Origin of the sequence: Embleya hyalina (genome assembly GCF_003967355.1) — a bacterium.
GTDB lineage: Bacteria > Actinomycetota > Actinomycetes > Streptomycetales > Streptomycetaceae > Embleya > Embleya hyalina.
This window is the reverse complement of the sequence record NZ_BIFH01000015.1, coordinates 606,392-630,387: the sequence shown is the minus strand read 5'-3', so window position 1 is coordinate 630,387 and position 23,996 is coordinate 606,392. Positions and strand designations below refer to the sequence as shown.

At 68.2% G+C, this 23,996-nt stretch carries 22 protein-coding genes, 2 tRNA genes and 1 pseudogene; 12 read left to right on the top strand and 13 right to left on the bottom strand.

Translation table 11 applies throughout. The features are described 5' to 3' along the window. Nucleotides 1-247 precede the first annotated feature (247 nt). Nucleotides 248-538, bottom strand: a complete 291-nt coding sequence (locus EMA17_RS10530) for an MTH1187 family thiamine-binding protein (protein WP_078976209.1) — start codon at nucleotides 536-538, stop codon at nucleotides 248-250. Nucleotides 539-1,024: 486 nt separating this feature from the next. Next, the gene (locus tag EMA17_RS10525; RefSeq protein WP_126636623.1) at nucleotides 1,025-1,951 is read right to left on the bottom strand and encodes an alpha/beta hydrolase; all 927 of its coding nucleotides are present in this window, start codon (nucleotides 1,949-1,951) and stop codon (nucleotides 1,025-1,027) included. 158 nt (nucleotides 1,952-2,109) lie between these two features. On the opposite strand from EMA17_RS10525, the gene EMA17_RS10520 reads away from it, so the two are divergent. Further along, nucleotides 2,110-2,460, top strand: a complete 351-nt coding sequence (locus EMA17_RS10520) for a hypothetical protein (protein ID WP_126636622.1) — start codon at nucleotides 2,110-2,112, stop codon at nucleotides 2,458-2,460. A 541-nt stretch (nucleotides 2,461-3,001) separates the two neighbouring features. Next, nucleotides 3,002-3,274 carry a site-specific integrase gene (locus EMA17_RS10515; RefSeq protein ID WP_126636621.1) on the top strand — a complete coding sequence of 91 codons (273 nt, stop codon included), beginning with the start codon at nucleotides 3,002-3,004 and terminating at the stop codon, nucleotides 3,272-3,274. 65 nt (nucleotides 3,275-3,339) lie between these two features. Here EMA17_RS10515 and EMA17_RS51685 read toward each other — a convergent pair. Then, nucleotides 3,340-3,400: transfer RNA gene (locus tag EMA17_RS51685), tRNA-Gly, on the bottom strand. A 619-nt stretch (nucleotides 3,401-4,019) separates the two neighbouring features. Continuing rightward, a complete protein-coding gene (locus EMA17_RS10510; protein WP_126636620.1) occupies nucleotides 4,020-5,159 on the bottom strand; it encodes a toll/interleukin-1 receptor domain-containing protein in 1,140 nt (379 codons plus the stop codon). Between the two features lie 338 nt (nucleotides 5,160-5,497). On the opposite strand from EMA17_RS10510, the gene EMA17_RS10505 reads away from it, so the two are divergent. Continuing rightward, nucleotides 5,498-6,415 carry an aminoglycoside phosphotransferase family protein gene (locus EMA17_RS10505; RefSeq protein ID WP_126636619.1) on the top strand — a complete coding sequence of 306 codons (918 nt, stop codon included), beginning with the start codon at nucleotides 5,498-5,500 and terminating at the stop codon, nucleotides 6,413-6,415. A 7-nt stretch (nucleotides 6,416-6,422) separates the two neighbouring features. Here EMA17_RS10505 and EMA17_RS10500 read toward each other — a convergent pair whose 3' ends face one another. Next, on the bottom strand, nucleotides 6,423-7,802 hold the full coding sequence (locus EMA17_RS10500) for an NsdA family TPR-like regulatory protein (protein ID WP_126636618.1): 1,380 nt from the start codon (nucleotides 7,800-7,802) through the stop codon (nucleotides 6,423-6,425). Nucleotides 7,803-8,015: 213 nt separating this feature from the next. Here EMA17_RS10500 and EMA17_RS10495 point away from each other — a divergent pair, with 213 nt between their 5' ends. From EMA17_RS10495 to EMA17_RS56385, 5 genes and pseudogenes are all read left to right on the top strand, one after another. Beyond that, nucleotides 8,016-8,507, top strand: coding sequence for a hypothetical protein (locus EMA17_RS10495; protein WP_126636617.1), 492 nt, complete (start codon nucleotides 8,016-8,018; stop codon nucleotides 8,505-8,507). Continuing rightward, nucleotides 8,500-8,742: a hypothetical protein gene (locus EMA17_RS10490; RefSeq protein WP_126636616.1), complete on the top strand. Its 243-nt coding sequence runs from the start codon at nucleotides 8,500-8,502 to the stop codon at nucleotides 8,740-8,742. The genes EMA17_RS10495 and EMA17_RS10490 overlap by 8 nt, the downstream gene beginning before the upstream one ends. Nucleotides 8,743-8,757: 15 nt before the next feature. Next, nucleotides 8,758-9,063 carry a hypothetical protein gene (locus tag EMA17_RS10485; RefSeq protein ID WP_126636615.1) on the top strand — a complete coding sequence of 102 codons (306 nt, stop codon included), beginning with the start codon at nucleotides 8,758-8,760 and terminating at the stop codon, nucleotides 9,061-9,063. A gap of 211 nt (nucleotides 9,064-9,274) precedes the next feature. Then, complete coding sequence (locus EMA17_RS10480; protein ID WP_126636614.1) at nucleotides 9,275-9,490, top strand: helix-turn-helix domain-containing protein; 216 nt, start codon at nucleotides 9,275-9,277, stop codon at nucleotides 9,488-9,490. Next, nucleotides 9,490-10,641, top strand: a pseudogene (locus EMA17_RS56385) (site-specific integrase). Before EMA17_RS10480 ends, EMA17_RS56385 begins: the two are co-directional and overlap by 1 nt. 65 nt (nucleotides 10,642-10,706) lie before the next feature. Here the strand turns inward: EMA17_RS56385 and EMA17_RS10470 are convergent. After that, nucleotides 10,707-10,777 (bottom strand) — tRNA-Gly (locus tag EMA17_RS10470). A 127-nt stretch (nucleotides 10,778-10,904) separates the two neighbouring features. Here EMA17_RS10470 and dcd point away from each other — a divergent pair. Further along, nucleotides 10,905-11,486 (top strand): dCTP deaminase, encoded by a 582-nt coding sequence (gene dcd / locus EMA17_RS10465; RefSeq protein ID WP_020557430.1) that lies wholly within the window; start codon nucleotides 10,905-10,907, stop codon nucleotides 11,484-11,486. A gap of 127 nt (nucleotides 11,487-11,613) precedes the next feature. Then, nucleotides 11,614-12,111 carry a phosphoribosyltransferase gene (locus EMA17_RS10460; RefSeq protein WP_078976193.1) on the top strand — a complete coding sequence of 166 codons (498 nt, stop codon included), beginning with the start codon at nucleotides 11,614-11,616 and terminating at the stop codon, nucleotides 12,109-12,111. 36 nt (nucleotides 12,112-12,147) lie between these two features. On the opposite strand, the gene EMA17_RS10455 is transcribed toward EMA17_RS10460, so the two are convergent. Together EMA17_RS10455 and EMA17_RS10450 are read right to left on the bottom strand one after the other, a co-directional pair. Continuing rightward, nucleotides 12,148-12,750: a bifunctional DNA primase/polymerase gene (locus EMA17_RS10455; protein WP_126636613.1), complete on the bottom strand. Its 603-nt coding sequence runs from the start codon at nucleotides 12,748-12,750 to the stop codon at nucleotides 12,148-12,150. Nucleotides 12,751-13,035: 285 nt separating this feature from the next. Continuing rightward, nucleotides 13,036-13,701, bottom strand: coding sequence for a Yip1 family protein (locus EMA17_RS10450; RefSeq protein ID WP_126636612.1), 666 nt, complete (start codon nucleotides 13,699-13,701; stop codon nucleotides 13,036-13,038). A gap of 105 nt (nucleotides 13,702-13,806) precedes the next feature. On the opposite strand from EMA17_RS10450, the gene EMA17_RS10445 reads away from it, so the two are divergent. After that, nucleotides 13,807-14,109: a hypothetical protein gene (locus EMA17_RS10445; protein ID WP_126636611.1), complete on the top strand. Its 303-nt coding sequence runs from the start codon at nucleotides 13,807-13,809 to the stop codon at nucleotides 14,107-14,109. Nucleotides 14,110-14,197: 88 nt separating this feature from the next. On the opposite strand, the gene EMA17_RS10440 is transcribed toward EMA17_RS10445, so the two are convergent. Both EMA17_RS10440 and clpB read right to left on the bottom strand, forming a co-directional pair. Continuing rightward, a complete protein-coding gene (locus EMA17_RS10440; RefSeq protein WP_126636610.1) occupies nucleotides 14,198-16,426 on the bottom strand; it encodes a (Fe-S)-binding protein in 2,229 nt (742 codons plus the stop codon). A gap of 373 nt (nucleotides 16,427-16,799) precedes the next feature. Continuing rightward, nucleotides 16,800-19,418: an ATP-dependent chaperone ClpB gene (gene clpB / locus EMA17_RS10435; RefSeq protein WP_126636609.1), complete on the bottom strand. Its 2,619-nt coding sequence runs from the start codon at nucleotides 19,416-19,418 to the stop codon at nucleotides 16,800-16,802. 165 nt (nucleotides 19,419-19,583) lie between these two features. On the opposite strand from clpB, the gene EMA17_RS10430 reads away from it, so the two are divergent. Beyond that, nucleotides 19,584-20,249, top strand: a complete 666-nt coding sequence (locus EMA17_RS10430; protein ID WP_126636608.1) for a nucleoside/nucleotide kinase family protein — start codon at nucleotides 19,584-19,586, stop codon at nucleotides 20,247-20,249. A gap of 54 nt (nucleotides 20,250-20,303) precedes the next feature. Here the strand turns inward: EMA17_RS10430 and EMA17_RS10425 are convergent, their stop codons facing one another. From EMA17_RS10425 to dnaJ, 3 genes are all read right to left on the bottom strand, one after another. Continuing rightward, entirely contained in the window at nucleotides 20,304-22,133 is a 1,830-nt protein-coding gene (locus EMA17_RS10425) for a TIGR03767 family metallophosphoesterase (RefSeq protein WP_126636607.1), read from the bottom strand. 152 nt (nucleotides 22,134-22,285) lie between these two features. Continuing rightward, entirely contained in the window at nucleotides 22,286-22,756 is a 471-nt protein-coding gene (locus EMA17_RS10420) for a heat shock protein transcriptional repressor HspR (RefSeq protein ID WP_126636606.1), read from the bottom strand. Between the two features lies 1 nt (nucleotide 22,757). Further along, nucleotides 22,758-23,930: a molecular chaperone DnaJ gene (gene dnaJ, locus EMA17_RS10415; RefSeq protein WP_126636605.1), complete on the bottom strand. Its 1,173-nt coding sequence runs from the start codon at nucleotides 23,928-23,930 to the stop codon at nucleotides 22,758-22,760. Nucleotides 23,931-23,996 lie beyond the last annotated feature (66 nt).

The window sequence follows — 23,996 nt, the reverse complement described above, 5'->3', positions numbered from 1 at the left end:
ATAGCCGGCCCGCCGGCCCGCCTACGCGAACCACCAACCCCGGGCCCACCCGCCTACGTGACCGGGCAACCCCTCGCCCGCCCGCCTCCCAAGGCCCGGCTGCCTGTCGTCCGGATACCCGAGTGCGCCGACCGCCGCCTGAACGCGCGACCCTCGGCCGATCCCCGAGGCCGACTACCTGAGCGCCCGGGACCCAATCGCCCGACCACCCGAGTGCCGACCAACCGGCCGATCCGGACCGGCCCGCCTACGCCAGATAGCGCTCGATCGTCTCGACCTTGGCCGTCAGCCCGTCGACGACCCCCTCGCGGATGTCCGCCTTGAGCACCAGACTCACCCGGTTCGAGTGTGCCTTGACCGCCTCGACGGCCTCCTTGACCACGGCCATCACCTCGTCCCACTCGCCCTCGATCGAGGTGAACATGGCGTCGGTGCGATTCGGCAGCCCGCTGGCCCGCACCACCCGCACCGCAGCCGCCACCGCCTCCCCGACATCCTCACCAACACCCAACGGCGACACCGAAAACGCAACGATCACAACGACACCCTCCAGAGCCCGTCCCGAACGCCCCCAGCGTAGGACGAACGGTCCCCACAGCCCCAAAGCCCCACCGACACGCCGCCGTTCGCCCACACCCCCGGCCGCGACTCCCAACCCGTGCCTCGGCCCCGTGCCCATGTCCCGTGCCCGTGCCCATGTCCCGCGCCCGTGCCCGTGCCCATGTCCTGAGCCCATGTCCTGAGCCCGTGTCCTGAGCCCGTGTCCTGAGCCCGGACTCCGTAACCCGATGCCTGTCCCGCCGGCCAAGGTCCGACCCAGGCACTCGACCCAGGCATCCAACCGCCGGCACCCGCCGCATCCGGGACCCACAACCAACGCCGTCAACCGACGCCGTCAACCGATGCCCGCCCCGGGGACCTGGCGCCCACCCCAAATACCCGGCACCCACGCCCAGGCACCAACTGCCCGCCGCCCGCCGTGCGCCGCCCGTCCTTCGTACCGCCCACTCCGCCAGGCCCGGACTCACCCGACCCGAAAAGCCGCCCGCAGGGCCCGCCGAATGTCCTCGAGCGCCCGCCGCGAGACCTCCGCCGACGGAATCGCGTTGGAGCCGTGAAACGTCCCCGGCCGGTGGTGCAACTCGACCGGAACACCTGCCCGGATCAACCTCACCGCATACTCGATCGCCTCATCGCGCAGCGGATCGAACTCGTTCGCCGTGATGTACGCGGGCGCCAGGTTCGCCACATCCTCGGCCCGCGCCGGCGCCGCGTAGGCGTTCGCCTCCGCACCCGCCAGGTAGTACCGCCAACTCAACTCCGCCTGCGGACGACTCCACAACGGCGTCGCATCGAACTCCCGCATCGAGGGAGTGTCCAGCCGATCATCCAAAACCGCCGTGTCCAACACCTGGTACACCAGCGCCGGCCCACCCTCGTCCCGCGCCCGCAGCGCCAAAGCCGCGGCCAACCCGCCACCCGCGCTCACCCCGCCGACCGCGATCCGCCCCGCATCCGCCCCGATCGACGACGCATGCTCCGCCACCCACCGAAGCGCCGCCCACGCATCGTCGAAGCCCGCCGGAAAGGGATTCTCGGGCGCAAGCCGATACTCCACATTCACCACGACGCAGCCCACTTCGAGGGCGGTCGCCACACAACTGCCATCCGTACTGTCCATGTCCCCGAACACGAACCCGCCGCCGTGGAACCACACCAGCACCCCGAGCGCCCCACCCGCCCCGGCCGCCTCCACCGCGGCCGTCGGCGTATAGATCCGCACCGGCACACCCCCGGCCACCACCCGATCCTCGACCAGAAGCCCGTCCGGACGCTGCGGAGGCTGGGTCCGAGCCCGCTGCGCCGCCCGAAACGCCGCCGGCTCGGCGATGTCCACGGTCGGCAGGTACGGGAGGACCGCGAGCAATTCGGGGTCTATGCGGTGATCCATGCCGCGGAAGCTAGCAGCGCCCGCCGGCAACTTCCATGACGGCCCGTCAGATCCCACCCGATCGAGGCGGAAGTCACTCGCCCGCCACCCCGCCGCCCGCGCGCCCCACCTGCGAAATCCGTTTCCACCCCACCCACCGGCGGACGCACCATAACCCCATGAACGCCATCCCCACGACGACCCTCTGGCGGCCGACTGGACCGGCCGAGCTGGAGCTCGTACGCGAGTCCGGCTGGACCGCGTGGCCGGCCCGGCTGCCCGACCAGCCGATCTTCTACCCGGTCCTCAACGAGGACTACGCGATCAAAATCGCCCGAGACTGGAACGTCCCCGCCTCCGGCTCCGGCTACGTAACCCGCTTCCAAATCGAAACCGAATACGTAATCCGCTACCCGGTCCGCCAGGCAGGCGGCAAAACCATCCTCGAACTCTGGGTCCCAGCCGAAGACCTCCCAGAATTCAACAAACACATAGTCGGCCAAATCCAACTAATCCACGAATTCCACTGACCCACCCGCAACACAACAAAGGCCCAGGCCACGGACCCCATCCGCGACCTGGGCCCAGCCAAACCGGGGCAGCACCGTCCCAACAGCACACCCAAACACCCCATGCGCAAGCAGCCCTGCGTCCTGAACGGCCCCCAAGGCCCGATCGCCCACCGATGTCCCCTGCCACCCGCGATCCCCCGCCGGTTCCGACACCCATCCGGCACGGCGAGAAGCGCACACCTCCCGCGACCTCGGAGTCGGCCTGCACAACCGCCCACCAACGCCGCGCATTCGCTGCGCCGGGGCGAGCCGACCGCTCTCCTTCACCATCACATGCACCCCGACGTGGGCACGAGACGTCTCCGCCATCGACACGAGCAACGGCAAGCGCATCACGGGTCCGCCGAAGTCGACCACCGGCAAGCGCACCGCCACCACCCCCGCGCCGACCCTCCTCGACCCGCGTCGGCATGTGGAGCGGTTCACGGAGAACGAAGAAGACGGCTTGCCCTTCGCCGGCCCGAAGGGGGCAGCCCTGCGCCGCTGCAACTTCACCTGAGTGTGGCGACGCGAGACCCGGCAGTTCGGCGTTACCGATCTTCACTTTCAGGACCTGCGTCACACGGGCAACGTCCTGGCCGCCGAGACCGGCGCCACCCTCCGCGAGCTGATGGACCGCATGGGCCAGTCGACGTCGCGAGCCGCGCTCATCTACCAACACGCCCGTGCCGGCCGGGACAGAGCCATCGCCGACTCGATCGCGAAGCGGATCACGAAGTGTCGACCTCAAGATCAACGCGCATCCGGCACGGATCTGGCACGCGAGGCGTAGGGGCCCTGGAAACGACGAAGGCCCAAGTCGCGGATCATGTCCGTGACCTGGGCCTTCACTCCACGAGCGGGCGACGAGAATCGAACTCGCGTTCTAAGCTTGGGAAGCGCCGTTCCAGCGGCCCGCAGAGAGGCCTCGTGACCTGTGCCGCGTCCTGGCTGGTGCTCCTGGTGCGATAGCCCGTCAGTACCCCTGGATGACCGCGAGTCCCCATCCGTTCTGGCACGCATCTGGCACGGCGAGGAGCACACGCCTCCCGCTTGTTGAGATCGCCTCGCCCGAGGCGACGGCAGCGGATTCCCAGCTCGGAAGACCCGCCCGCGATCTTGGAGTCGACCTGCGCAACCGCTCACCGGCGGCGAGGCATTCGCTCTTTGCCTAAGCGCCCGCGAGAATCCGTGAGCCGCGCCCCATTTCGGTTCGCATTCAGTGCGCAAGTTGGGCTTGCCCCGCTCCACAAGTGGGTGGTCTGTCTGGGGGTTCCCTCCTCGATCGGGCATGCCTACACGGACCCGGGTTCCCGGAGGGGCGCAACGGCTCACAACGTGACGCTTGCGCTCTGCCGTTGCGCCTCTCTGGGGTTCCGGGTACGCCTCCGGTGCCCGATCGAGGAGGGAACGCCTAGGCCCCAAGACCACCCATGAACCGCAGTGGCCATGCCCGGACCGCCCTCCGAGAGAGGGCCAGGTCCGGGGCAGAGCCCCATTCCCGCAATTGTGCCAGGAACTGGGTGACGCCCTGCGGTCTATTCATCTACGTCTTCGTCAGGGGATTCGGGATCGTCATCTACGTCTTTCAGAAGTCGATCCCATTCCTCGATGATGGTCTGGCCATCGATTACATGCTGGATGGCTGCTTGCAGGATATTCATGACAGGCCGGATGTACCGGCTTGATTGGGCGGTGCTACGTGCCCCTTCTGCGAAAGCTTGCATATGTGGAGCGTTGGCGCGAGTAGCCGCAATCAATCCTGCAAGAATTTCGAAGAACTCGCGAAAAGATTGCTTGTCTTCCTTATTCAATTTATTTTCTGCCGCATATCGGATGATGCTGATAATGGCAGGGTCGATGTCGATTAGTTCGGTCGAGTACTTGGAGCCCAGCGTCAACATTTCCTGCGCGGGGCCATCGAGTCGCTTGGCGAGCTCCTGTGAGATACGAAGCCGTCCGGCAAAGCCAGCATTTCTGGAATCTGATTCCGTGAATGATTGGCTCGCCCAGTTCATTTCTGATCCGACGAGTGTCATGACGTCTGTCAGCGACTGGAGAGTTTCGACCCAACGCGGCATAGCCGCCTCGGCTGTCGCCATAATCTCGACAAACCCCGGGCCGTCATCCTCGCTGGCGAGATCAACGGGAGGTGGAGCTTCAACGGACGCCGACTCCTCCAAGATTTTACTTAGCCGTGCAGCTAGTTGATTAATTGCCTTCCGATATTCCGGGGACTTTTCATCCTCTAGGCGAAGCTCTCGCCAGTCAACCCATTGGCGCTTGCGAATGAGTGCTATGACTTCATCTTCATCCTTATTGTCAGTCAATTCTGGCACATTTACGTAGTGGATAGGAAGAAGCAGCTCGTCCAACCCCAGACTGGCTGCATGTCCGGCAAATGTGATGATTTCTCGCCTACATTGCTGGCTTTTGAAATATCTTGGAGTAATGATGGGGATGAGAAACGTACTACTCGTAAGTGCGGTGTCAATTCGAATGCGCCACCCATCACCCCACTCAATTGATTTCTTGTCTACGAAAACTTTCAGTTCTTCGCCTGTGATGATCTCGAACTCGTCGCCGATTGACTGGGCAAGGCGGCGGATTCGGCCATCGTCCAATTCGTCATCGCGATGGGTGTAGCTCCAAAATCCTACGGGATGCTCATTGTTCATTTGGTTAGCATACATGGTTATGGCGGGTTGTAATTTTGATCGCGATATAGACGTGAATCGATCAGATATTGGCTTGTCTAATCGAGAAATGATCGATTCATGGCGATGAGGGGCATTGAGAATCAGGGGAGATGTTGATCGCAAGTCCTTGCGCCTTTCGATGACGGAACGTGCGCATGGGGCGACGCCGTGACCGGCGGTCACGCCGCACGCGCGGCGTGACCCCATGCGGCGCGCGAAGCGCGGCGCCCTTGAATCCAGTAGAGCCAAATTCGGCAATGGTTGATTGGGCACCGTTGGTGGGTCGACAGGGCACGGGATGCGGGTAGCTTCGCGGTATGGCGGATGGCGGGGTGTCTGGGGCCGGTGGGGCGTTCACTGCGGAGCATGCTTGGGAGGTGTTGGGCTCGGCGTGTGCCGTGGCCGGGCTGAGCGCTGAGGGGGCGGCTCTGCTGCGGCTTGGGGAGAACGCTGTTTTCCGGTTGTGTGATCCGGTTGTGGTGCGGGTGGCACGGTCGGCGGACCGAATCGATGAGCATGAGCGGACCGTGGCTGCTGCTCGGTGGCTTGCCGAGGTGGGGTTTCCGGCGGTGCGGGTCATGTCGCGGGTGCGGCAACCGCTCGTGGTTGATGGGCGTGTGGTGACGTTCTGGGAGCTGGTGGCCGAGGAGGAGCTGTTCGCGGGTGTGGTCGCGTTGGCCGAGCTGCTGCGGCGGTTGCACTGGTTGGAGGAGCCGGAGTCGCTGGGGCTGCCGTATCTGGAGCCGTTGGCGGCGACCTGGGGGCGGATCGACGCCGCGGTGGCGTTGGGCGATGAGGACCGTGGGTTTCTTCGGCAGCGGGCGGAGGAGCTTCGGAAGCGGTACGACGCTCTGGAGTTCGTCCTTCCCTTCGGGCTCGTGCATGGGGACGCGAACGTCGGGAACGCGCTCGTCGACGACGCGGGGCGGGCTGTCCTCATCGACTTGGACGGGTTCGCGCTCGGGCCGCGTGAGTGGGACTTGGTGCTGACCGCGATGTACTACGAGCGGTACGGGTGGCACAGCCGCGCCGAGTACGAGGCGTTCGTGAACGCCTACGGGTTCGACGTCATGAACTGGTACGGCTACCCGGTCCTGGCGGACATGCGTGAGTTGATGATGACCGTGTGGCTGACGCAGAACATGGCCGGCAACGCTGCGGTGACGGTGGAGGTCGAGCGGCGCATGTCGGACCTGCGGACCGGTGCCGACCGGCACGGGTGGAAACCGTTCTGAGGGCGGATCAACTCGCGGTCTGCTGCCACAGGCGGTGGCTCTCGGCCTCCTCCAGGAATTCGGCAACTGGAGCTGAGGTTGCGAACCCTGCCAACTTCGAGCGGAATTCCGACAGATACGTCACACATCGGGCGGACTTGAGCTGTTGCCCGAGTTTCAGTGCGGTGAGGGCGCTGCGGCAGGCGAGTTCGGGTTCTCCGGCTGTCAGGTGGGCTTCGGCCAGGACCATGGTCGCGAAGAAGTCGCTGCGGACGTAGCGGCCGTCCGTGCCGCCGAGACACAGTTCCGCGTATGTGGTGGCTTGCTGGGCCTGGCCCATGTCGCGGAAGCAGTGGCCGAGTTCGGCGGACAGCTCCGCCTGGTCGAAGTAGCCGATCCACTCCGGGTCTTCACCCGGTTTGGTGCGTTCGAAGATCGTCGTTGATCGGGTCAAGGCTGTGTTGCATCCGGCGTGGTCGCCGACTCGGGAGAGCGCTCGGGCCTCCATCGCGAGGAACTGTGCGGTCAGGGTTGGGGTTGCGTGGCCTGTGGTACCGAGCTGGGCGGCGCGGGCCAAGTTGGCTGCCTCGGTGAAGCGGCCGAGGTAGGTGGCCTGATGGCTCATCGCGGAGAGGACGCTTCCCGCGAGACGGCGATCCTCGGCGGCCTGGGCCAGGCGGAGGGCTTGGATGAAGTAGCGCTGGGCCAAGCCGTGGTGGCCGCTGTCGTAGCTCATCCACCCGGCGAGAAGCGTGGCTTCCGCGACTGTGCCGAACAGGGAGCGGCCCACCGGCTCCGTGCTTCGCGCGGTCAGCAATTCGGCAACGTCCCCGTTCAGGTACTGGATCAAGGCTCGGCGGCCGTGCCCGCCCCCGAAGCGGTTGTCCAAGTCGGCGTAGACGTCAACCGTTGCACGGACGGCTTCGACGTCTGACATCCCTACCTGGGTGCGGGTTCGGGAATTCGGTAACTGCTCTTGCTGTCCGGAAACGAGCCAGGCGAGCGGCGCCGCGTTCCAGGCGGCTGGGTCTGGGGACAGCGTCTGCATGTCGCTACCGGGTGCGAGATCGGTGCGCCACAACGCCGTGAGTGCTTCAACGCTGTCTGTGGGGGTGGTCGGGTAGACCGTCCCTGGGGTCTCTGGAGCGGCCGGCGCGTCAGCCAACCCGAGTCGATGGGCCGGCTGGCCGTAGACCTTCACCAGCAGCTCGACGTAGTCGGCGGGGTAGGTCTGGCCGTTCTCCCAGCGGGCGATGCTTCGCAGGAGGGATGTGTCGGTGGGCAGGGAGCGGCCTTCCTGCGCGGCGGCCTGGCGCAGAGCGTAGACGAGACGGGGCTTCTTCCAGCCGAGGTGATTTCGGGCCGCGCGTAGGAGATCGGCTTGATACGGCGTGGTGGTCGACACCACGAATCGCCTCCCCGGAAGCGGAGCCAGATCCGGCCATCATGCTCACGCACACGAAGCGTCGTCAAAGGCTTGCGGTGAGTTGATCTTGTGGTGCGCGCCTGGGTGACAAGGCATGTCACCCCTTGTCATCCCTTGCCGTCTGCCTCGGACGGGTGTCGCCGTCGCATCGTGGTGATGCCCGGCGGAACGGCCGGCGGGTTTCGGGAGATGAACATGACGCTTCATCAGGCGAGTGAATCCGCCGGTGCCTTGCTGCTCGCAGCCCTCGGTACCTCGGCTGGGACCACGTACCCTCGGGCGCCTCGGCTGTGGGCGACCGGCCACGTCCTGGACGCGGTCATCGTGGCGGACCGACTGGGCATCGAAGCGGTCGACTGGTACCGGCGTCTCGGTTCCCAGGCTCCGCCGTCCGTCATCGACCACCAGGCGCGAAAAGTTGCCTTCCTCATCGCGCCGGTCGGTGAGCCCTTCTTCGCCGGCGCGTTGACGGTCCTACGTGGGGACGTGCCGTATCGCTACCTCTCGACCGGCGGGTACCTGGTGGTCCCGGGGTTGGGTGTGGAAACCGGGGACCGCTACCAGTGGCTCAGCAAGCCCACGGAGGAGTCCACCCTCGATCGTGACGCGGTCGCAGTACTTACCGTTCATCTCCTGATCGCGTTGCGCAACTTGTCCGCCGCTGCCGAGGGCACGGGTGATGAGTGACCACGATGCGGCTTCCTGGTCGCCCATCGATACCACCGCCTGGTACGAGGCGCGGGCCGCCGTTGCCGCCCTGCGGGACGTCCTGATCGCCGCCGGCCTCGCCGAGCACTTCCCCTACCTCCGTGCCGACATCAATGCCTTCGGTCACGGGTTCGTCGAACTCGGCCGCACGACACCGGAAGCCGCTACCCGGCTTGCTGAACTTCTCGCCGCCTCCGAGAAGAACCCCACCTGAGAAGGAGGTATCGCCATGCGTCCCGCCGCTGACAACGCGCGAACCTGCGCACCGAATGCCGAGGTTCTGCACGCCGGCATCCCCTACGTCCGTGGCTGGAGCAAAGCGCATAGCGCCACGACCGAACTCGCCACACGTCTCACCCTGGCTGGCCTGCACGACGGTTTCGGAGCGTTGAAGGCGGAAGTGAACGTCCACGGTGACGGCCTGGTCAACCTTGGCCCCGTCTCTGCCGACGCGGTCCACCGCCTGGCCACGCTCCTGGCCAACGGCCTTTGTGTCGAACTGGATCACATCGCCGTGCACAACGAAGCGGCCTGATCGCATACCCCGGGCGGATGCACGAGAGGGCTCCCGCGCATCCGCCCGGACCAACGCACCACCTGACCAATATTCGGCAACGGCCGCCACAGGCCGGCTCGCACCGACCAAACGCCCAACGGTGTCGAGACAACCAGCCGAGGTCCCCACGTAGCCGGGCCCCAACAGGACGTGACCTGACCAGTCCAGACCTGCGAGGGGACTTGCTCCCGTGAACCAGAAGAGCACGCTCGGACGGCTCCTGACCGTCCCCCAAGTCGCCGACCGGCTCAACGTCGGTGAGCGCTTTGTCCGTCGCCTCATCGCAGAGCGACGCATCACCTTCATTCGGATCGGCCGCCATGTCCGGATTCCGGCGGACGCGGTCGACGCGTTCATTCGCGCTGGTCTTGTCGAGCCCGGCCGAACTTATGGAAAGGCAGCCTGATGCCCAACAACAAGGGGCGGCGTCGTCGCTTCGGAACGGTCCGCCAACTTCCGTCCAAGAGGTGGCAGGCGCGCTACCCCGGGCCGGACGGCCAACTGTGCACGGCTGACGAGACCTTCGCTACCAAGACGGCAGCCGAAAAGTGGCTGACCGACACCGAATCGGAGATGAGACGCGGAGACTGGATCGACCCGCGCGGCGACATGGTCTTCGGTACGTTCGCCATGGCCTGGATCAAGGAGCGGCCGAATCTCCGACCGCGCACGTGAGCTGTACAGCATCCTGCTCCGCCTTCACCTGATGCCCACCTTCGGCAAAGCAGCCATTCCGGCGATCAAGGAGGCCGACGTACGCCGCTGGCGTGCCACTCGGCTCGAAGGCGGCCTCGGTGTGTCGACCACAGCCAAGGCGTACCGACTCATGCGCGCGATCATGAACACCGCCGTGGACGACGGCCTGATCCGCCGCAACCCGTGCCGCATCAAGGGCGGCGGCGACGAGAAGGCTCCGGAGCGGCCGATCCTCACCCTCGAACAGGTCTTCACGCTCGCGGACGGTGTGGGCCCGCGCTACCGGGCTCTCGTCCTCCTCGCCGCCTTCGGCTCCCTGCGCTGGGGCGAACTCGCCGCCCTCCGCCGCGATCACGTGGACCTCGACGCGGGCACCATCCGCATCGACGTCTCCGCGATCGAGATGAGCAACGGCGAGCGCATTACGGGCCCGCCGAAGTCGGCCGCCGGCAAGCGCACCGTCACCATCCCCGCGCCGATCCTCCTCGACCCGCGTCGGCACGTGGAGTGGTTTGCGGAGAAGGAGGACGACGGCTTGCTCTTCGTCGGACCTAAGGGCGCCGCTCTCCGCCGGTGCACTTCACCCGGGTGTGGCGACGCGGAACCCGTCACGTCGGCGTGACCGATCTCCACTTCCACGATCTACGGCATACCGGGAACGTCCTCGCCGCCGAGACCGGCGCCACTCTCCGCGAGCTGATGGACCGCATGGGCCAGTCCACCTCTCGCGCAGCCCTGATCTACCAGCACGCCCGCGCCGGCCGGGACCAGGCCATCGCGGACTCGATCGCGAAGCGGATCAAGAAATCCAGGCCCCAAGATCATCGCCAATCTGGCACGGATCTGGCACGCGAGGCGTAGGAGCCCTGGAAACGACGAAGGCCCAGATCTCGGATCATGTCCGTGACCTGGGCCTTCATCAAACGAGCGGGCGACGAGAATCGAACTCGCGTTCTAAGCTTGGGAAGCTCATGTTCTACCATTAAACTACGCCCGCAACACAGGGCTCCTTGGAGCGCTGCACCGTCACTCTACCGGATGGTCGAGTGTGGTCGCAGCATCGTTCCGGCGGTGGGTGCGGGAGCGTTTGGGTGGATCCGGGGGGCTGCGATTACGCTTTGCCCGTGCTTCTATCGGACAAGGACATTCGCGCGGAGATCGACTGCGGTCGGGTTCGGATCGATCCCTACGAGCCGGCCATGGTTCAGCCGTCGAGTGTGGACGTTCGACTCGACCGGTTCTTTCGGGTCTTCGAGAACCACAAGTACCCGCACATCGATCCCGCCGTCGAGCAGCCCGACCTCACGCGGATGATCGAGCCGCCGGAGGGCGAACCGTTCATCCTGCACCCGGGCGAGTTCGCGCTCGGTTCGACCTACGAGGTCGTGTCGTTGCCGGACGACGTCGCGTCGCGGCTGGAGGGGAAGAGTTCGTTGGGGCGGCTCGGGCTGCTGACGCACTCGACCGCCGGGTTCATCGACCCGGGCTTCTCCGGGCATGTGACGCTGGAGCTGTCCAACGTCGCGACCCTGCCGATCAAGTTGTGGCCGGGGATGAAGATCGGCCAGCTGTGCATGTTCCGGCTGTCGTCGCCGGCCGAGTTCCCGTACGGGTCCTCGGTGTACGGGTCGCGCTACCAGGGACAGCGCGGGCCGACCCCCTCACGTTCGTTCAAGGACTTCCACCGCACGAACGTCCGCGACTAGGGAGGCGGTGGCCCGGGACGACGGTCGGGGACGACCCGGCCCACGGCCCCGATCCCGACGTCGGCCCCGACTCCGGTCCACGTCCCCGCGACCGACACCCCCGAACAGAAGATAGGCATCCCCGGACATGAGTGACGTGCGCGAAAACCTCACCTGGCCGCTCTTCGGCCAGGCCACGCGCGAGCTGGCCATGCAGGTCGCGGCGGACGGGTACGAGCCCGACATCATCCTGTCGATCGCCCGCGGCGGCGTGTTCGCGGCCGGCGCGCTCGCGTACGCGCTGGACGTGAAGAACCTGCACCTCGTCAACGTCGAGTTCTACACGGGGATCGGCACCACGCTGGACATGCCGGTCATGCTCGCGCCGGTGCCCGACGTGGTGGACTTCTCGAACAAGAAGGTGCTCATCGCGGACGACGTCGCCGACACCGGCAAGACGCTGCTCCTGGTCCGCGACTTCTGCGAGGGCAATGTGGCCGAGGTGCGCTGCGCCGTGGTGTACGAGAAGCCGCAGTCGCTGGTGAAGTGCGAATACGTGTGGAAGCACACCGACGACTGGATCAACTTCCCGTGGTCCGTCGAGCCGCCCGTGGTCACCCGCCAGGGCCAGATCCTCGACGCCTGAGCGACGAGCGGCGGTACGGGACGACTTCGCCCCCGGTCACCGCGCCTGTGTGCTGAACCGCATCAACGCACCGAGCACGTCCACCGCCCCCGGCAGGCCCCGCTCGATCGGGTCCGGCGGCACCGCCCACCGCGTCCGCCCCCCGCACGCCGTGGACGAGGGCGGCGCCGGTACGAAGTGGCCGACCGCGTGGTGCCGGACGTCGAACCGGGCCGTGTCGTTGTGGTCCACCGTGTACCAGTACAGGTTGCGCGCGCCCGGGTCGACCAGGAACAACAACCGCTCGCCCGGTAGCTGCAACACCGGCCCCAGCGGCAGGCCGACCACCTCGAGCTGGCGGATCGCCGCGTAGCCGACCTGTGCCGGCGCGTCCAGGACGTCGAACTCCAGCCCGCTCGCCAGCAGGACGGTGTACGGCTTGCCGCTCCACCATTCCCACACGTCGTCCGTCGACCGGGTGGCCCGGGTCAGCCCCGGTTCGGCGGCGGGATGTGCCCCGGGGTCGGGGCACTCGGTGTCGCCGCACGAACATCGGCCGTCCTCGACGTAGGCACCGGGCAGCACGGGCCAACCCCGGTCCACGACGTAGAAGAGGGCGGCGGCCTGGAGCGCAGCCCGGGTGCGTTGCCGCACAAGCATGTCCGTTCCGTTCCTCGCGGGCCGCGACCACGGCGAAGTGTCGTGGTCCGGCAGGTGTACTCCCGTACTCCTACGAGTACACCGCCCGAAACGGCCCCCGAACAGATCCGCAACGCGGCTCGACCGTGCCGCTTGCGGTCCGGTTGGTCCACTGCCGGCACGCTTCGCCGCCGGCCTGACCAGGCGTCAGCCCCCGCCCCCGCCCCGAACCCGGTGCACGGGGCCGAAAGAGCCCCGCCCCACGCCCCCGACCCCCCGACGTCGCGACCTCACGACCTCACGACCTCACGACGTCAAAGGCAGCTTCAACACCAACAACAACGCGATCAGCTCGACCGCCACACAACCGAGCGCACGCGGCCACGCCAGCTCGTGCACGCGCATCATCAACGTCGTCAACAACCACGCCGTCAGCACGAACGAGAGCAGCCCGACGCCGGTCACGATCGAGTTCTTGTCCGGCGCGAACATCGCGACCGCCAGCCGCGGCGCGTCCGCGATCCAGACCACGATCATCGACAGCGTGATGAACGGCGTCGGCGAGCCGTTGCCGCCGAACTGGGTGGCCAGCGCGTGCGAGACCAGGCCGAGCAGCGCGCAGAACGCGGGCACCATGACCACGACGATGCCGATCGCCGGCACGCTCGTGCTCAGCGTCGAGTGCACGATCTCCTTGCGCGACGCGTCGTTGGCCAGCACCGCGAGCACACCGCCGAGCGCGGACATGATCAGCGCCGGCCACCACACCGCCTGGTCGCGGACCTCGTCCATGGTGCGCAGCGGGCGCAGCACGAGCCCGCTCAGCACCTCTTTCCAGTGCAGGTACCTCGGCGGTCCGCCGTACGGCGGCGGCTGGTACTGCTGCGGTTGCGGAGGCGGCACCGACGGCGTCACCGTCGTGTACTCCTCCGGCGGCGCGCCGTAGATGTACAGGCTCGTCTCGTCGGGCAACGACAGCGGCCCGTAACCCGAGTCCGGCGACCCGCCCCGCCCACCCTGCGGCGACGGCGGCGGAGGAACCGGCTGCCCGTACCCCTGCTGCCCGGGAGGAACCGGTTGCCCATACCCCTGTTGCCCAGGCTGCCCGTACCCCTGCTGCCCGGGCGGCCCATACCCCGGCTGCCCGTACCCGGGCTGCTGCCCGGGTTGCCCAGGCTGCCCCTGCTGCCCGGGGTGCCCATATCCGGGCTGCCCCTGCTGCCCCCCGTGCCCGTCGCCGTAAGCCCCGCCGTACTGAGGTGGGTAACCCTGGCCGGCAGGCGGGGGCTGTTGCCGGTACGGGTCGTAGGGTCCATTGCCAGTCACACCCCTGACGGTACCGGCACCACACCCCCCTCCGTCGTCGCGGGACGGTGGTAATTCGGGCACAAAACCGAACGCCGCCGGCCCCGAGGGAACCGACGGCGCTCGCCGCACATCGAGCGCACCGAAGCGCGCCGCGAAAAAGCTACTTGGCCCCCGCGTCCTCCAGGACGTCCTCCTCGGCCGGCGGCTCCGGCTGCTTGACCGACTGGAGCAGCAGCTGCGCCACGTCGACCACCTGGAGCTCCTCCTTCGCCTCGCCCGCCTGCTTCTTGGCGTTGATCGAGTCGGTGAACATCACCAGGCAGAACGGGCACGCGGTGGAGACGATGTCCGGCTTGAGCGACAGCGCCTCGTCCATGCGCTCGTTGTTGATGCGCTTGCCGATGCGCTCCTCCATCCACATGCGCGCACCGCCGGCGCCGCAGCAGAAGCCGCGCTCCTTGTGCCGGTGCATCTCCTCGTTCCGCAGGCCCGGCACCCTCGCGATGATCTCGCGCGGGGGCGTGTAGACCTTGTTGTGCCGACCGAGGTAGCACGGGTCGTGGTAGGTCACCAGACCGTCGACCGGCCCGACCGGCAGCAGCCGGCCCTCGTCGATCAGGTGCTGGAGCAGCTGGGTGTGGTGGATGACCTCGAAGTGCCCGTCCAACTGCGGGTATTCATTCGCCAGCGTGTTGAAGCAGTGCGGGCAGGTGGTGACGATGCGCTTCTTCGGCGCGTCCTCGAGCGCCGCGTTCAGCGTCTCGACGTTCTGCGCCGCGAGCATCTGGAAGACCACCTCGGAGCCGAGCCGGCGCGCCGAGTCGCCCGTGCAGGACTCCTCCTTGCCGAGGATCCCGTACTTGACGCCCGCGATGTCGAGCAGCTCGGCGAACGCCTTGGTGGTCTTCTTCGGGCCGTCGGCCAGCGCACCCGCGCAGCCGACCCAGTACAGGTACTCCAGCTCGGCGGGCTCGATGTCCTGGCCGACGATCGGGACCTCGATGCCGGTGGTCTTCTTCAGCTCCTTGACCCAGTCGAGCCGGGCCTTGGTGGCCACGCCCCACGGGTTGCCCTTGTTCTCCAGGCCCTTGAGCATCGTCGCCGCCTCGGACGGGAACGCGCTCTCGATCAGCACCTGGTAGCGGCGCATGTCGACGATGTGGTCCACGTGCTCGATGTCGACCGGGCACTGCTCGACACACGCGCCGCACGTGGTGCACGACCACAACACGTCGGGGTCGATGACCCCGTTCTCCTCCGCGGTGCCGATCAGCGGCCGCTCGGCCTCGGCGAGCGCCGCCGCCGGGACCTTGGCCAGCTGCTCGGGCGTGGCCTTCTCGTTGCCTTCCTCGTCCTTGCCGCCGCCCGCGAGCAGGTACGGCGCCTTGGCGTAGGCGTGCTCGCGCAGCGACATGATCAGCAGCTTCGGGGACAGCGGCTTGCCGGTGTTCCACGCGGGGCACTGCGACTGGCACCGACCGCACTCGGTACAGGTGGAGAAGTCGAGCAGGCCCTTCCAGGAGAAGTGCTCGACCTGACTGACGCCGAACACCGCGTCGTCGGCGGGGTCCTCGAAGTCGATCGGCTCGCCGCCGGAGGTCATCGGCTGCAGCGCGCCCAGCGCGACCGTGCCGTCGGCGTTGCGCTTGAAGTAGATGTTGAAGAACGCCAGGAACCGGTGCCAGGCGACACCCATGGTGGGGGTGAGGCCGATGGTGATCGCCCACGTCATCGAGATGACGATCTTGATCGTGGCGACCAGGTAGACCAGGTTCTCCAGCGAGTTCTCGGAGAGGCCGCCGAACGCGGAGACCAGCGGATAGCTGACCCAGTAGCCGGGCTCGTACGAGTCCACCCCCGCCAGCGCGCCCTCGAGGCCGCGCAGCAGCATGATGCACACGCCGACCGAACCGACCACGAACTCGACGAAGTACGCCTGGCCGAAGTTGGACCCGCCGAACCGGCTCTTGCGGCCCGCCCGCCGCGGGTGGCTGAGCTGGCGGATCACGATCAGCACCAGGATGCCGAGCACGGTCATCAGGCCCATGAACTCGGTGAAGACCTCGAACGGGTCCCAGTGGCCGAGCCCCCACAGCGCGAACTCGGGCGTGAAGAGCTGCCCGTACGCGTTGACCAGGGTCAGGATGAGCGCGCCGAAGCCGACCATGACGAACCAGTGCGCGGCGCCGACGATGCCCCAACGGAGCATCCGGGTGTGCCCGACGGTCTCGGTCAGCATCGTGCCCAGACGCTTGCCGGCCGCATTGGTCCGGCCGCGAACGGGCTGTCCGAGTTTGACGAACGAGTAGATGTATGCGGCGGTGCGCCCGAGTAGGGCGAACCCGATCACGCTGATGAACAGCGAGATCACGATCGCTGCGAGCTGCATGGGCGTTCGGCTCCTCCGGTGGGACGTCCCTTCCGGGGCGTGTATCGGCCGACAGCGTACGGCCGTGCGGGCATCTTACCCACTGGTAACTTAACCACTGCGACGATGATATCTGTCACGCCGGACGCTATCGGCTTCGCAGGTTTTGCCCGCTTTATCCCACGCCGGACGATCTTGTCGGACCCCACACTCCACCCCGGACCGGCTCCCGAGCCGATCCGGACGCGGCGTACCGATCCGCCCGGCTCGCCAGTTGTGTGACGCACCGTCAGATCTGTACACACGCATGCTGCCATGCCACGGCGCCGGGACCCGCAAGAGGTCCCGGCGCCGTGATTTTCGACCATGCCCCACCGACCGCCGAGGCGGCCGATCACAGTGTCTTGACGGCCTGCTTCCGAGGTTGCACGACAAGCGTGTCGCCCGCTTCGTCGAGATCGACCAAAACCGTGTCGCCGTCGCCGATCTCGCCCGACAACAGGGCGCGCGCGAGCTTGTCGCCGATCGCGGTCTGGATCAGCCGGCGCAGCGGCCGAGCGCCGTACGCCGGGTCGTAGCCGGTCAGCGCGAGCCATTCGCGTGCCGCGTCGGTCACCGTCAGGGTGATCCGCCGGTCCTTGAGCCGGGCGCCGAGCCGATCGACCTGGAGGCCGACGATGTGCGCCAGCTCGTCGGTGCCGAGCGCGTCGAAGAGCACGATGTCGTCGAGGCGGTTCAGGAACTCCGGCTTGAACGAGGTGCGGACCACGTCCATCACCATCTCGCGCTGCCGCTCCGGCGACAGCGCCGGATCCACGAGGTACTGCGACCCCAGGTTCGAGGTCAGGATCAGCACCACGTTGCGGAAGTCCACCGTGCGGCCCTGGCCGTCGGTCAGCCGCCCGTCGTCGAGCACCTGGAGCAGTACGTCGAAGACCTCGGGGTGCGCCTTCTCCACCTCGTCGAGCAGCACCACCGAGTACGGCCGCCGGCGCACCGCCTCGGTCAGCTGGCCGCCCTCCTCGTAGCCCACGTAGCCGGGCGGCGCGCCGACCAGACGCGCGACCGAGTGCTTCTCCGCGTACTCCGACATGTCGATGCGCACCATGGCGCGCTCGTCGTCGAAGAGGAAGTCGGCGAGCGACTTGGCCAGCTCGGTCTTGCCCACGCCGGTCGGGCCCAGGAACAGGAACGAGCCGGTCGGGCGGTCCGGGTCGGCGATGCCGGACCGGGCCCGGCGCACCGCGTCGGAGACGGTCGTCACGGCCGCCTGCTGCCCGATCAGCCGCCGGCCCAGCTCGTCCTCCATCCGCAGCAGCTTGCCGCGCTCGCCCTCGAGCAGCCGCCCCGCCGGGATGCCGGTCCAGGACGAGACCACGTCGGCCACGTCGTCCGGGCCGACCTCCTCCTTGACCATCGCCGTGCCGTCCGTGCCCCGATCGCCCTCGGTCGCCGCCGCCTCGGCCAGCTCGCGCTCCAGGGTCGGGATCTGCCCGTACATCAGCTTCGAGGCCGTCTCGAAGTCCCCGTCGCGCTGGGCCCGCTCGGCCTCACCGCGCGCCGCGTCGAGGCGCTCCTTCAGCTCGCCGACCCGGTTCAGCCCGGCCTTCTCCTGCTGCCAGCGCGCGGTCAGCCCGCTGAGCTGCTCCTGCTTGTCGGCCAGGTCCTTGCGCAGCCGCTCCAGCCGGTCCCGGCTGGCCGCGTCGGTCTCCTTGGCGAGCGCCATCTCCTCCATCCGCAGCCGGTCCACCGACCGCTGCAGCTCGTCGATCTCGACGGGGGAGGAGTCGATCTCCATCCGCAGCCGCGACGCCGCCTCGTCGACCAGGTCGATCGCCTTGTCGGGCAGGAAGCGCGCGGTGATGTAGCGGTCGGACAGGGTGGCCGCGGCCACCAGCGCGGAGTCGGCGATCTGCACCTTGTGGTGCGCCTCGTAGCGGCTCTTGAGCCCGCGCAGGATCGCGATCGTGTCCTCGACGCTGGGCTCGCCCACGAACACCTGCTGGAACCGGCGCTCGAGCGCCGGGTCCTTCTCGATGTGTTTGCGGTACTCGTCCAGCGTGGTCGCGCCGACCAGGCGCAACTCGCCGCGCGCGAGCATCGGCTTGAGCATGTTGCCCGCGTCCATCGAGCCGTCGCCGGTGGCGCCCGCGCCGACCACGGTGTGCAGTTCGTCGATGAAGGTGACGACCTGGCCGTCGCTGGACTTGATCTCGTTCAGGACGGCCTTCAGCCGCTCCTCGAACTCGCCGCGATACTTCGCGCCCGCGACCATCGCGCCCAGGTCGAGCGCGATCAACCGCTTGTCGCGCAGCGACTCGGGGACGTCGCCGGCCACGATCCGCCGGGCCAGGCCCTCCACGACGGCGGTCTTGCCGACGCCGGGCTCACCGATCAGCACCGGGTTGTTCTTGGTCCGGCGGGACAACACCTGGACCACCCGGCGGATCTCCGAGTCGCGGCCGATGACCGGGTCGAGCTTGCCGTTTCGGGCCTCCTCGGTCAGGTCGCGGCCGTACTTCTCCAGCGCCTGGTAGGTGCTCTCCGGGTCCTGCGAGGTGACCCGCGTGCTGCCGCGCACCGCCTTGAAGGAGTCGAGCAGTGCCTGCGGGGTGGCGCCCGCCTCGCGCAGCGCCTCGGCGACCGGGCCGGAGCGGCCGGAGGCGAGCCCGACCAGGACATGCTCGGTGGACACGAACGCGTCGCCGAGCTTGTCGGCCTGCTTCTCCGCCTCGTCCAGCGCGAGCATCGTCTCCCGGGCGAGCTGTGGGGCGGCCACCGTCGAGCCGGACGCGCTCGGCATACGATCCGCGATCCGGTCGACCGCGACCTTCAGGAGCGGCACGTCCACACCGGCGGCGCCGAGCAGCGGGACGGCGATTCCCTCGGGCTGTTCGAGCAGGGCGAGCAGCAGATGCGCGGGCTCCACCTGGGGGTGTCCCGCCGCGGCAGCCTTGCGGATGGCGACCGAAAGGGCCTCTTGGGCCTTGGTGGTGAGCTTCTGTGCATCCATGTGAGGTGTGCGACTCCTTCGCTTCGGGCACGCGCTGTCACGGCCATCATCCCGTCCGTGCCGCGCGTGTACCGCACCCGAACGGTTCGTTGACTATCCCAACCACAACTAAGTTGAGTCTATTCCACTCAACCATGCGTTGGCCGGGATGCTTACACTGCGGACATGCCAGATGTGTCCGGTGCTCTCGAAACACTCGACGCGCTCGCGGATGAGGCGGTACGACTCATTCCGGCGGCGCCCGAGGCCGATCGGGTCGTGCTCGGTCTCGCCGGTCCGCCGGGAGCCGGGAAGTCCACGCTCGCCGGTCGGCTGGTGCGCGCGATCGAGCAGCGGGTCGGCTCCGGTACCGCCGCCTACGTGCCGCTCGACGGGTTCCACCTCTCGAACGTGCAGCTCAAGCGGATCGGGCGGCTGCATCGCAAGGGCGCGGTGGACACGTTCGACGTGTGGGGCTACGCGACCACGCTGGCACGGGTGGTGCGGGAGGTGGATCGGGACGTGTACGTGCCCGACTACGACCGGACGTTGCACGAGCCGGTGGCCGCGCGGCACGTGGTGCGGCCCGGCACGCGGATCGTCGTGACGGAGGGCAACTACCTGGCGCTGGACGCGCCCGGCTGGGCCGACGCCTACTGCCTGATGACCGAGGTCTGGTACGTACACGCCTCGGACCGGGTGCGCGACGAGCGGCTGACCAGGCGCCAGCGCCGGGGCGGTCGCAGCCCCGGCGAGGCGATGGCCTGGGTCGCGGGCAGCGATCGCCCCAACGGCGAACTGGTCAAACGCTCGAAGTCGCGCTGCGCCCGAGTGGTCACGGTGGGGTGGTGAGCCCACGACGCTCGTCGGCGCGGGTCGACGCGGCCGGCCCGCGGCCCGCCGTGCTCAGGCGCCGGACGGGCTGAAGGGCGCCGGTACCAGGAGTTCCACGTTCCGGTCCTCCAGGCGCCCTCGACGGCCGTCGACCTTGGGGTCGGGGCGGTCTCGCTCCTGCCAGTCGTTGCCGGCGAGTTCGCGGGCGAGGGCGGCCAGGGCCAGGGGGGAGTCGAGTTTGTTGCCGTGTGATTCCGGGCCGGCCGAGTCGATGATCGTGCCGAAGATGGACAGGGTCCCGTTCGCGTTGTCGGCGATCTCCACGATCCGCGCCTGGGACGGCCAGTCGATGTGCGACGCGGTGTTGATCTCCCAGAACCCGCCCGGGACCGCGCTGCCCGCCGGGCGCGGATAGGGCTTCACCTTGTTGTCGTGGGTGTGCCCGTTGACCCACAGCACCACGTTCGGGAACCGCAGCAACAGCGCCAGCACCTGCGGCCCCAGGATCCGCGCGGGCTCCCCGGCCGGCACGGTCTTGTTGGTCATCGTCTCGATGGTGTGGTGGCTGAACAGCACGAACAGCCTGTCCTGTCCCGTGCCCCGGACCACCCCGCCCCGCTCGTCGAGATGGCTCGAACTGCCCTTGACCAGCTGGTCCTCCAGCCAGGCGAACTGGGTCGGGTCCAGGCATCCCGAGTCCGAGCCGTACGAGTTCACCGTGTCCAGGACCAGGCAGCGCACCGGGCCCTGGTCGAAGGTGTAGTACGCGGTCTTGGTGTCCAGGTTCTGCTGGGTGAAGCCGTGGCCCTTGGGCAGGCCGGTGGTGTTGAAGTGCTCCCTGATCGTCTCCGCGCGGTCGACGAGGCGACGATCCGGGTCGGCGGTGACCTTGCGCTTGGGGCCGGCCAACAGCGCCGCCAGCGCGTCGGGCTTGCCGCTCTGCAGGCCGAGGGCCAGCGCGACCACGGTCTGTCCGGGCGATATGTCGAGCACCTTCTCGTCGCCGACCGCCACCTTGCCCAGCAGTTCGCTGACCGGCAGGTTGCCCTGGACCAGGCCGTCGTGGTTGCCGTAGGCGCTGTACCAGGGCGTCTTCAGGCCGGTCGCGTCGAACGGCCGCCGGCACGCGTCCAACAGGCCCGGCACGGTGGGATAGCCGTACTGGGCACGCGGCACGTCGTCCTTCTGCCCGGGCGGCGTGCCGTCGGGGTGCCAGTAGCGCTCGTGGTACGCCACCGCGTCCATCGGGCCCTCGTACCTGTTGCGATCGCCCGAGTCGGGCGTGACCTTCCTGCCGCCGTCGAGCACGTCGATGTACCAGCGCAGCTCGTTGAACTGGATGTTGTCGGTGTTGTCGCCGGTGCAGATCGTGAAGGCCAGCGGCGCGCCGAGGGCCGGACCCTTGCCGATCCGGTTGAGCGACTGCACCATCGCCTCGGCGATCTGCGCGGTCAGCACCTCCTGCGGGCGGTACGCCGACTGGAAGGGCAGCAGCTTGGCGAACGGCTGGTCCTTGTCGCTGTGCCGGTCGAGGAAGTCCACGCGCGCCGTCGACTGCGCGTCCTGGATGTGGATGTCGGTCAACTGGGTGAACGCGACCAGGGAACGCCGCTTCGCCTTGTCGCCCGAGCCGCCACCGGGGACCAACTCGCTGCGCAGCAGGTGTGGTTCACCGGGGCCGGCGACGACTTTGCGGTAGCCGCCCGGTCCGGGCGGGCCGAGCACCAGGGTGCGCTCCAGCGTGGTGCCGGCCGCGCCGGCCGGCTTGGGCGCGCCCGACTTGGGAGTGTCGCTCGACTTCCCGTCGGGCTTGTCCTTGTCGTCGTCGGAGCACGCGGCCACTCCGAGCAGTGCCGCGCTCGCGGCCGAGTACTTCAGGACGTCCCGACGATTCGGCTTCATGCCGCGACCCTACTGACGCGTAGCGAGCCGCATCAAGGACGTGTCGGGGCTGCTTCGAGGCTGTATCGACGAGGCGTCGAGGCTGTATCGACGAGGCGTCGAGGAAGGGGCACGGCCGGGGCCGTACCGCCTCCTCGACGTCGTCGCGGCCGTCAGTCCGAGCGCCCGCGCCGCGGCTTCCACACCACGAGCGCGGTGCCCGCCTGGGGCCGGACCGGGACCAGATCGCGCCGGTAGGACGCGTGTACGGCCGCCTCGCGCCGGGCGCTCGCGTCCGTCGCCTCGTGCAGCGCGTGCTCCATCTCGGCCACGCGCATGCGCAGCGCGAGCACCTGGTTCTCCAGCTCCAGGATCCGCTTGATCCCGGCGAGGTTGATGCCGGCCTCCTGGGAGAGCCGCTGCACCTCGCGCAACTGCACGATGTCGCGGGCGGAATAGCGCCGCCCCCGGCCCGCGGTACGGTCCGGCGAGACCAGGCCGAGTCGGTCGTACTGTCGCAACGTCTGCGGGTGCAGGCCGGACAACTGGGCGGCCACCGAGATCACGTAGACCGGAGAGGTCTCGTCGATCTCGAAGCCGTGTCCACCGCCGACACCGCCACCGCCCAAGCCGCCCGGTCGCATGTCATGCCCCCTTCGCCGCGTCCAGCAGATCGGCTCGGGGATCGTGCGCGACGGTCGCCTCGCGGAACGCCTCCAGCGCTTCGCGCGCCTTGTCGTTCAGGTGCTGAGGGACCGTCACCTCGATGGTGACCAGGAGGTCGCCCCGAGTGCCGTCCTTGCGCGCCGCCCCGCGCCCGCGCACCCGCAGCGTGCGGCCGTTGCCCGTGCCCGCGGGGAGCTTGAGCGTGACCGGGATGCCGCCGAGCGTGGGTACGGTGACGTCCGCTCCGAGCGCGGCCTCCGGGAAGGTGACCGGCACGGTGACCGTGAGGTTGTCGCCCTTGCGCCCGAAGACGGAGTGGGCCTTGACGTGCACCACGACGTACAGGTCGCCGGCCGGGCCGCCGCGCTCGCCGGGAGCGCCCTTGCCCTTGAGCCGGATGCGCTGCCCGTCCTGGACCCCGGCCGGGATCCGGACCTGCATCGTGCGCGAACTCTTGGCCCGGCCACTGCCGTTGCACACGATGCACGGGTCGTCCACGAGCAGTCCGCGGCCCTTGCAGTCGCGGCACGGCTCGGAGAAGCCGAAACCGCCCTGTGGCTTGCTGACGTTGCCCGAGCCCGCGCAGGTCGGGCACATCCGCGGGGTGGTGCCCGCGGCCGCGCCCGTGCCGTTGCAGTGCCGACACGGTTCCGAACTGGTCAGCCGGATCGGCACGGTCGCGCCGTCGACCGCGTCGGCGAAGCCGAGGGTGACCTCGGACTCCACGTCGGTCCCGCGCCGGGGCTGCTGGCGCCCGGTCTGCCGACCGCCGCCGAACAGGCCGCCGAAGATGTCGCCCAGACCGCCGGTGTTGCCCGCGCCGCCCTGCTGGCCGCCGAAGATGTCGCCGAGGTCGAACGGGAAGCCGCCGGTGCCGGATTGTCCGCCGCCGGCGCCGCGGAAGCCGCCGCCGCTGCCGAACAGGGTCCGGGCCTCGTCGTATTCCTTGCGCCGCTTGTCGTCGGCCAGTACGTCGTAGGCCTCCGAGATCTCCTTGAAGCGCTCCTCGGCCTTCGTGTCACCCTTGTTCTTGTCCGGGTGGAACTCGACGGCGAGCTTGCGATACGCCTTCTTGATCTCGGCGGTGCCGGCGTCCTTGGGGACGCCGAGCACCTTGTAGTAGTCCTTCTCCAGGTAGTCCTTCGTACTCATGCGCCCCTCGCCGATCGGGTCGGGGTGCCCTCGTGCTCCGAGCGCCCGTTTCCGGATTCACACCAC